Annotated in this window: 8 protein-coding genes; 5 read left to right on the forward strand and 3 right to left on the reverse strand. The window is 70.4% G+C overall.

Features of this window, described 5'->3' with window-relative positions:
- Nucleotides 1–5 precede the first annotated feature (5 nt).
- Nucleotides 6–2285: an ATP-dependent DNA helicase gene (locus FFS09_RS21715; RefSeq protein ID WP_137920996.1), complete on the reverse strand. Its 2280-nt coding sequence runs from the start codon at nt 2283–2285 to the stop codon at nt 6–8.
- A 33-nt stretch (nt 2286–2318) separates the two neighbouring features.
- On the opposite strand from FFS09_RS21715, the gene FFS09_RS21720 reads away from it, so the two are divergent.
- The 5 genes from FFS09_RS21720 to FFS09_RS21740 all read left to right on the forward strand — a co-directional run bounded on the left by FFS09_RS21720 (nt 2319) and on the right by FFS09_RS21740 (nt 5658).
- Nucleotides 2319–3113 (forward strand): hypothetical protein, encoded by a 795-nt coding sequence (locus FFS09_RS21720; protein ID WP_137920997.1) that lies wholly within the window; start codon nt 2319–2321, stop codon nt 3111–3113.
- Between the two features lie 86 nt (nt 3114–3199).
- Nucleotides 3200–3721 carry an Mpo1 family 2-hydroxy fatty acid dioxygenase gene (locus FFS09_RS21725; protein ID WP_137920998.1) on the forward strand — a complete coding sequence of 174 codons (522 nt, stop codon included), beginning with the start codon at nt 3200–3202 and terminating at the stop codon, nt 3719–3721.
- Nucleotides 3718–4251, forward strand: a complete 534-nt coding sequence (locus FFS09_RS21730; RefSeq protein ID WP_137920999.1) for a GNAT family N-acetyltransferase — start codon at nt 3718–3720, stop codon at nt 4249–4251. The genes FFS09_RS21725 and FFS09_RS21730 overlap by 4 nt, the downstream gene beginning before the upstream one ends.
- A 50-nt stretch (nt 4252–4301) precedes the next feature.
- Nucleotides 4302–4784 (forward strand): Rrf2 family transcriptional regulator, encoded by a 483-nt coding sequence (locus tag FFS09_RS21735; protein ID WP_137921000.1) that lies wholly within the window; start codon nt 4302–4304, stop codon nt 4782–4784.
- On the forward strand, nt 4753–5658 hold the full coding sequence (locus FFS09_RS21740; protein ID WP_137921001.1) for an NAD(P)/FAD-dependent oxidoreductase: 906 nt from the start codon (nt 4753–4755) through the stop codon (nt 5656–5658). The genes FFS09_RS21735 and FFS09_RS21740 overlap by 32 nt, the downstream gene beginning before the upstream one ends.
- Before the next feature lie 56 nt (nt 5659–5714).
- Here FFS09_RS21740 and FFS09_RS21745 read toward each other — a convergent pair whose 3' ends face one another.
- On the reverse strand, nt 5715–6506 hold the full coding sequence (locus FFS09_RS21745) for a metallophosphoesterase family protein (protein WP_137921004.1): 792 nt from the start codon (nt 6504–6506) through the stop codon (nt 5715–5717).
- A 62-nt stretch (nt 6507–6568) separates the two neighbouring features.
- The coding region (locus FFS09_RS21750; protein WP_354595888.1) for a diacylglycerol/lipid kinase family protein at nt 6569–7548 on the reverse strand (980 nt) is incomplete at its 5' end.

Raw genomic sequence — 7548 nt, forward strand, 5'->3', positions numbered from 1 at the left:
TCGCCTCAGGGCGCTTTCAGGCGCCACCACGCGGGCAGCAGGCGCCGCACCTCGGCACGGCCGAAGCGCTCGTCCATCAACACCAGCACGCCCCGGTCGTCCGGCCCACGGATCACGCGGCCGGCGGCCTGCACCACTTTCTGCAGGCCCGGGAACAGGTAGGCGTAGTCGTAGCCCTGACCAAAGCGCGCCTGCAGCCGCGCGCGCAGCTGGTCGTTCACCGGGTTGATCTGCGGCAGCCCGAGCGTGGCGATGAAGGCGCCGATGAGGCGGCGGCCCGGCAGGTCGATGCCCTCGCCGAACGCGCCGCCGAGCACCGCGAAACCGATGCCCTGGCCGTCGTCGGTGAAGCGCGCCACGAACGCGTCGCGCTCGGCTTCGCCCATGCCGCGCGACTGCGCCCACACCGGCAGCTCGGGGTGGGTGGCCTGCAGGCGTTGCAATGCCTGTTGCAGGTAGTCGAAGCTGCTGAAGAAGGCGAGGTAGTTGCCCGGCCGCTCGGCGTACTGCGTGGCCATCACATCCACCAGGGTGTCGAGCGAGGCGGCGCGGTCGGCGTAGCGGGTGGAGAGCTGCGGTGTCACGCGCACGCTCAGTTGCGCCGGGTCGAAGGGCGAGGGCACGTCGAGTCGCAGCGTGTCGTCGGGCAGGCCGAGCAGGTGGGTCACGTAGTCCATCGGGCTGAGCGTGGCCGAGAACAAGGTGGCGCTGCGCGCGGCCTGCCAGCGTGGTTGCAACAGCGGACCCGGGTCGAGGTTGCGGATGGTGAGCACCGGGTGGCGCGAGCGGCCGACCGGGCGCGCAGGGTGCGTGAGGTCCACCAGCGAATGCGTGTCGAACAACTCGGCCACGCGCAGGAAATGCAGCACCTCGAACAGCCAGGTCTGCAACCCGGCCGCTTCTGGATCGTGGGCGAGGTGGTCGGACAGCGTGGCACTGTGGTGTTGCAGCGCGTCGATGAAGCTGTGCGGCAACTCGGGCAGCACCTCGTGCGCCTGCGTGTGTGCGCGCGCCAGCGTGCCCCACTGGCGGTGCAAGCGGTCCATGGCTTTCTTCAGCGCGCCCGGTGCGGTTTGGCGCGCGGCCTGGAAAGCGGCCGGGTGCAGCTCGGCGCTGTACATGAGCCGCGCGCGTTCGATCAGGTTGTGCGCCTCGTCCACCAGCAGGCCCACGCGCAGGTCGTCGTTGACGGTGAGCGACCAGGCCTGCGCGCTGAGGTCGAAGAAGTGGTTGAAATCGCCCACGACCACGTCGCTCCAGCGCAGCATGTCCTGCCCGAGGTAGTAGGGGCAGACCTCGTGCTGCAACGCGAGGTCGCGCAGCGCGGCCTTGTCGAGCCAGCCGGCCTGCGCGGCGGCTTCACGCGCCTGGGGCAGGCGGTCGTAGAAGCCGCGCGCGAGCGGGCAGGAATCGCCGTGGCAGGCCTTGTCCGGGTGTTCGCAGGCCTTGTCGCGCGCGACGAGTTCGAGCACGCGCAGGGGCTTGGTCTGCATGCGCTGCAAGGCATGCAGCGCGAGCTGGCGGCCGGGGGTCTTGGCGGTGAGGTAGAGCAGCTTGTCGGTGCCCTGCGCGGGTGCGGCGCGCAGCGCGGCGAACAGCGTGGCCATGGTCTTGCCGATGCCGGTGGGTGCCTGCGCGAGCAGGTGGCGCGCCGCGCCATGCGCGCGGTAGACGGCGGCGGCGAGGTCGCGCTGGCCGGGGCGGAAACCGTCGAACGGAAACGCCAGGGTTTGCAAGGCCGCATCGCGCGCGGCACGGTGCGCCTGCTCGGCGCGCGCCCAGCCAGCGTAGCGCGCACACAGCGATTCGAAGAAGGCCTTCAACTCGATGGCGCTGTGCCACACCGGCAGTGCGGTTTCCTGCCCCGTGTCGATGTTGAAGTACACCAGCGCGAGTTCGATGCGCTCCAGCCCGAGTTGCTGGCACAGCATCCAGCCGTACACGCGCGCCTGCGCCCAGTGCAGCGCGCGGTGGTTCTCGGGGATCAGTGCCGCGTCGCCGCGATGGGTCTTGATTTCTTCGAGCCGTGGCACCGCCGGGTCAAACCCATCGGCGCGGCCTTGCACGCGCAGGCCGTCGTGCTGCGCACTGAGCAAGACCTCGCGCTGGTAGCCCGCCGCGCGCCGCGCGGTCACGGTGGCGTGGCCGGCGATGCCGTCCTGCGCGCTCGGCGAGGGCGTGAAGCGCAGGTCCAGGTCGCCGGTTTTGGCGGCGAACGCGCACAGCACGCGCACGGCCACCGTGGCGGTGGCCGTCAGCTCGTCGGACAAGGTGGCGGTGTGCATCAAGTGGCATGGTACTGGATATATATTCAGTGAATGGACCCGAATGCACCCCCTCTGACGCGCCGCCACCACCAGCGCCTGCGCGAGGTGTACCGCCCGGCCGGCTGGCCCTGCCACGACATGATCGAGGTCGAATTGCTCGCCGCCGGTTTGCTGGAGCGCCGGCCTTCGCCCGAGGGATTCGAGAGCCTGCGCGTGACCGATGCCGGCATCCAGCGCCTGGCCGAGGTGTTTGCCCGGAACAAGGCCGTGCGCACACCGCACGAGGCGCTGGTGGAGCGTGTCGCCGTGGCGATGGCGCAGGCCGGGCGGATCACCTGGCGCGGCCTGGCGCTGCGCGTGCCGCTGCCGCGCGCGCTGCTCACCGGCGAGCCCGAGCTGGCCGCGCCGATGCAACAGGTCGCCGCTTTCGAGAGCGAGGCGCCAGCGCTGGCGCCCGAACATGGTTGGTGCATGGCCTGCCCCGACGTGTTTTCGGTGCGCCACACCTCGGTGGAGGCCTATCTGCAACCCGTGGTGCACGAGGTCAAGGTCAACCGCGCCGACGTGCTGGGCGACCTCAAGCGGCCGGCCAAACGCGCGGCCTACCTGGCCATGGCCAGCGCCTGCTGGTACGTGCTGGGGCAGGACGCCAAGGGCCGACCGATCGCCTCGCCCGACGAGATTCCCCCCGAGTGCGGCGTGATGCAAGTCGAAGGCGAGCGGCTCGTGGTGGCGCGCGAGGCGCCGCGCCGCGCTTTGGACCGGCTGCCGTTCCACGTGTGGATGGCGCTGGCGCGCAGCGGGCCGGCCGTGCGCCTGGAGGACGAGGCGCAGTCGCTGTTGTGACGGCCTGCGAGAAACCCCACTGGCGCGGCGCGCGCGCTGTGGCGATGATGTATGTCTGTGCCGCGTTTCACCCAAGGAGAACCGCCATGAAAACCCTCAACGACCACCTGAGCCAGTACGCGGCCTACCACCGCGACCGCCGCAACATCCTCACCCACTTCGTCGGCATTCCCATGATCGTGCTCGCGGTCGTGGTGCTGCTCGCGCGCCCCGCCTTTGACGTGGCGGACCTGTCCGTGTCGGCGGCCACGTTGGCGGTGATCGCCGCCACGCTCTACTACCTGCGGCTCGATCTGCGCTTTGGTGTGGTGATGGGCGTGCTGCTGGCGTTGTGCCTCGCGGTGGCCCACGCCACCGCGACGCTGTCCACCGCGGCCTGGGCCACGTTCGGCGTCGGGCTGTTCGTGGTGGGCTGGGTGATCCAGTTCGTGGGCCACATCTTCGAAGGCCGCAAGCCCGCGTTTGTCGACGACGTGATGGGCCTCATCATCGGCCCGCTGTTCGTGGTGGCCGAGCTGGCGTTCCTGATGGGGCTGCGCCGCGAGGTGGAGGCGGTGGTCGAGTCGCGCGCGGGGCCGGTGCATTCGGGCCGCACGCTGGCGAAATGATCCGCCCCGAATCGCCGGGCGACGTCGAGGCCATCCACGCGCTGACGGCGGCCGCGTTCCTGAACGGGCCACACACCAGCCACACCGAACACCTCATCGTCGACGCGCTGCGCGCCGCGGAACAGCTCACCTTGTCGCTGGTCCATGAGCGCGATGGCGCGCTCATCGGGCACGTGGCGGTGTCGCCCGTGACGATCCGCGACGGCAGCCGCGGCTGGTTCGGCCTGGGGCCGATCTCGGTGCTGCCCGAGCACCAAGGCCAGGGCGTGGGCAGCGAGCTCGTGCGCGCGGCGCTGGAGCGCTTGCGCGAAGAGGGCGCGCAGGGCTGCGTGCTGCTGGGCGAACCGGCCTACTACGGCCGCTTCGGTTTTCGCGCCGTGCCCGGGCTGGTGTTGCCCGGTGTGCCACCCGAGTATTTCCAGGCCCTGGCATTCGATGCGCCGTTGCCCCACGGCGAGGTGGCGTACCACGAGGCCTTCGATGTGTTGCCACCCGATCTGGAAGGAAACCCCGGCGACGACCGGGGTTGAAAAACGCACCGAGCGCACGCTGATCTGTTTCATGTAACTATACAAGTTACATGAAAATCGACAGCAAGCTTTCCTCCATTCTTCACCTGCTGCTGCACATGGCGCACAGCGAGCGGCCCATGACGTCCGAGGCGCTGGCCGCCTGCATGCCGGGCAGCAACCCGGTGGTCGTGCGGCGCACACTCGCGGGCCTGCGCGAGGCCGGCTTCGTCAGCTCCGAGCGCGGCCATGGCGGCGGCTGGGTGCTGGCCTGCGACCTGCGCAACGTGACGCTGCGCGATGTGTACGACGCCGTCGGTGCGCCCGCCGTGTTCGCCATGGGCCACCGCACAGACAACCCGCAGTGCCTCGTGGAGCAGGCCGTGAATGCCGCGCTGGATGGCGCACTGCGCGACGCCGAGGCCTTGCTGGTGCAGCGCCTGGGCAGCGTCACGCTGGCCGTGCTGTCGGCCGATTTCAACCGGCGCTTTGCCGAGCGCCCCCATGACAGGAGCCACCACCATGCACACGGACACCACCCACAGCCTGAATGACGCCATCGTGATCGGCGGCAGCTACGCCGGCTTGTCGGCTGCGATGCAACTGGCACGCGCGCGCCGGCGTGTGCTGGTGATCGACGCGGGCGTGCGCCGCAACCGTTTTGCCCGGGCGTCGCACGGCTTCATTGGCCAGGACGGTCGCGCGCCGGGCGACATTGCCGCCGAGGCCAAGGCTCAAGTGCTGGCCTACCCCAACGTGCGCTGGCTCGATGGCACGGCCGCGCAGGCCGAACGGCACGACGGCGGCTTTCGCGTGACCACCGCCGACGGTGCGACCGAACACGCCCGCAAAGTGGTGATCGCCACCGGCGTGGTGGACGAGTTGCCCGCCATCGACGGCCTGGCGCAGCGCTGGGGCAGCAGCGTGTTCCATTGCCCCTATTGCCACGGCTACGAACTCGACGAGGGCCGCATCGGTGTGCTGGCGTCGAGCGCGCTGTCCATGCACCACGCGCTGATGCTGCCGGACTGGGGGCAGACGACGTTCTTCCTCAACGACGCCTTCGTGCCCGACGGTGCACAACGCGCCGCGCTGGCCGCGCGGGGTGTCACGGTGGAAGCCGAGCCGATCGCGCGGCTGGAGGACGCGGCCACGGTGTTGCTGCGCGATGGCCGGCGTCTGACCATGGACGGCCTGTTCACCGCCACCCGCACACGCCTGGCCAGCCCCGTGGCCGAGCAACTCGGCTGTGCGCTGGAGGAGGGACCCACGGGGGCCTTCGTCCAGGCCGACGCGATGCAGGCCACCAGCGTGCCCGGCGTGTTCGCCTGTGGAGACGCCGCGCGCGCGGCGGGCAACGTGGCCATCTCGGTGGGCGCGGGGGCCATGGCGGGTGCGGCCGCGCACCGCTCGCTGATGTTCGATTGACCCTGGAACCAGAAGCCACTGCGCTACGCGCCCCCGGTCGTGACATGCCGTGGATGTCAATCGCGCGCGGGAGCGAACCGCGTCACGCGCGCCTGCACGAAAACCTGATCGGCCGCCGAGAAATCCCATTGCTCGACGGCGCAGGCGCGCTCGGCGGCATCCCAGCGCAACAGGTTCACCGAATTCGGCGCATCCGGGCGCACCCGGCTCGATACCGCCGTGCCGGCCTGCACGGCCCACATCGGCCGCGCCAGGCCCGGCAGCGGCACCACGTAGGGCAGGTGGATGTGTCCTCCCATCACCACATCGGCGCCTGCCGCGGCCCAAGCGGCCTGCGCGGCGGCGTGGCCCCTCAACCGATCATGCACATCGCGTTCGCGCACGACCTCGATCGGCTGGTGCACCACGACGACGCGCAACTGCGCGGCCGTGGCTTGCGCAAGCCGTTCGGCCACGCGCGCCACCTGCGCCGCCGACACCTCACCGTTCTTGTGCCGGTGCGCGCGCGTGGTGTTCACGCCCAGCACCATCAGCGCGGGTGAGACGAACACGGGCTCGAGTTCGTCACCGAACGCCGCGCGGTACCCCGCGTAGGGCCGCACCAGCCGCCCCCACAGGTTGAACAACGGGATGTCGTGGTTGCCCGGCAGTACCAGCCGCGGCGCATCGAAGCGCTCCATGAACGCGCGCGCGGCGGCGAACTGTGCGGTGCGCGCGCGCTGGGTGATGTCGCCGGAGAGCACCACCAGATCGGGCCGCAGTTGCTGGCCCAGGTGCACGAGTGCTTGCGCCACCTCGGGCACCTCGGTGCCGAAGTGCGGGTCCGAGATCTGCAGGATCGTGCTCACTGGAGTTGCTTCGCCCTGCGGGCTGCGGTGCGAGCTTGCTTGGGAACGGCCCGGCGCTGCGCTCATGCGGGTGGCACGGCGTCATCGGCCGTGGGCTTCAGCAGAAACAGGGGTTCGGACAGCACGCGGAACGTCAGCGGCGGCTTCATGCGCGTGACCTCGCCGTCGAAGGCCACCTTCATGGACCTCAAGCGCATGAGCTTCGGCGGCTTGACCACCATGTCCTGGAACTCGAAGCGCTCGATACCGTCGTCGTCCCCGAGCGAGCCCATGGCGCCACGCGCCATCAGCCGCAGCATGGCGAGTGTGCCAATCGGCTTGAGCATGACCGCGGTGACGTAACCGTTGTCGGCTTCCTGGTGGTGGTTCACCAGCACGCCCAACTGCTGGAGTTGCAGCCGGTTGTTGCCGACGAACAGGGTCAGCGTGCGCACGTCGTGCACGTCGCCCTCCAGGCCGATCTCCAACCTCAGACGGCGCTGCGCCCGCAGCAGCGTGGCGGCGGCTGCCCACAGCGCCACGAGCTGGCTGCGGCCAAAGCGCGCCTTCCAGCTTTCGCGGTCTTCCAGCAGATCGGGGTACAGGCCCACGCTGGCGTTCACCAGAAACAGCTGCTGGTTGACGGCGGCCACCTGCACCGGTTCGGGATGCGCGCGCAGCAGTTGTGCCGTGGCATGGGCCGTGTCGGTGGCGATGCCGTGCGTGCGCGCGAAATAGTTGAAGGTGCCGCGCGGGACCACGCCCATGGCACAGCCGGCGGCATGGGCGGCCTGGGCCACGGTGTTGATGGTGCCGTCGCCGCCCACGGCCACGACGGCCGAGCGCTCGTCCAACGCCTGCGCGGCCCGCTCGCGCGCCGTGCGGGCCAGGTCGGCGGGGTCGCAGAAATGCAGCTCGCCCTGCCGGCCCGCGGAGGCCAGGGTGGTCTCGATGGCTTGGCGCGTGGCCTCCGCGTCCTGGCTGCCGGCGCTGCCGTTGATGACGAAGTGCAACGCGGCGGCCGGGTCGATGTCGGGCGTGGCGGGCATGGGCGCTGGGTCTG

This window comes from Hydrogenophaga sp. 2FB (genome assembly GCF_005503365.1).
Classification (GTDB): domain Bacteria; phylum Pseudomonadota; class Gammaproteobacteria; order Burkholderiales; family Burkholderiaceae_C; genus Hydrogenophaga.

What these genes read in the sequence shown, in the direction of transcription:
- FFS09_RS21715 (WP_137920996.1), bottom strand. Translation starts at nt 2,285, where the DNA reads ATGCACACCGCCACCTTGTCCGACGAGCTGACGGCCACCGCCACGGTG.
- FFS09_RS21720 (WP_137920997.1), top strand. Translation starts at nt 2,319, where the DNA reads ATGGACCCGAATGCACCCCCTCTGACGCGCCGCCACCACCAGCGCCTG.
- FFS09_RS21725 (WP_137920998.1), top strand. Translation starts at nt 3,200, where the DNA reads ATGAAAACCCTCAACGACCACCTGAGCCAGTACGCGGCCTACCACCGC.
- FFS09_RS21730 (WP_137920999.1), top strand. Translation starts at nt 3,718, where the DNA reads ATGATCCGCCCCGAATCGCCGGGCGACGTCGAGGCCATCCACGCGCTG.
- FFS09_RS21735 (WP_137921000.1), top strand. Translation starts at nt 4,302, where the DNA reads ATGAAAATCGACAGCAAGCTTTCCTCCATTCTTCACCTGCTGCTGCAC.
- FFS09_RS21740 (WP_137921001.1), top strand. Translation starts at nt 4,753, where the DNA reads ATGCACACGGACACCACCCACAGCCTGAATGACGCCATCGTGATCGGC.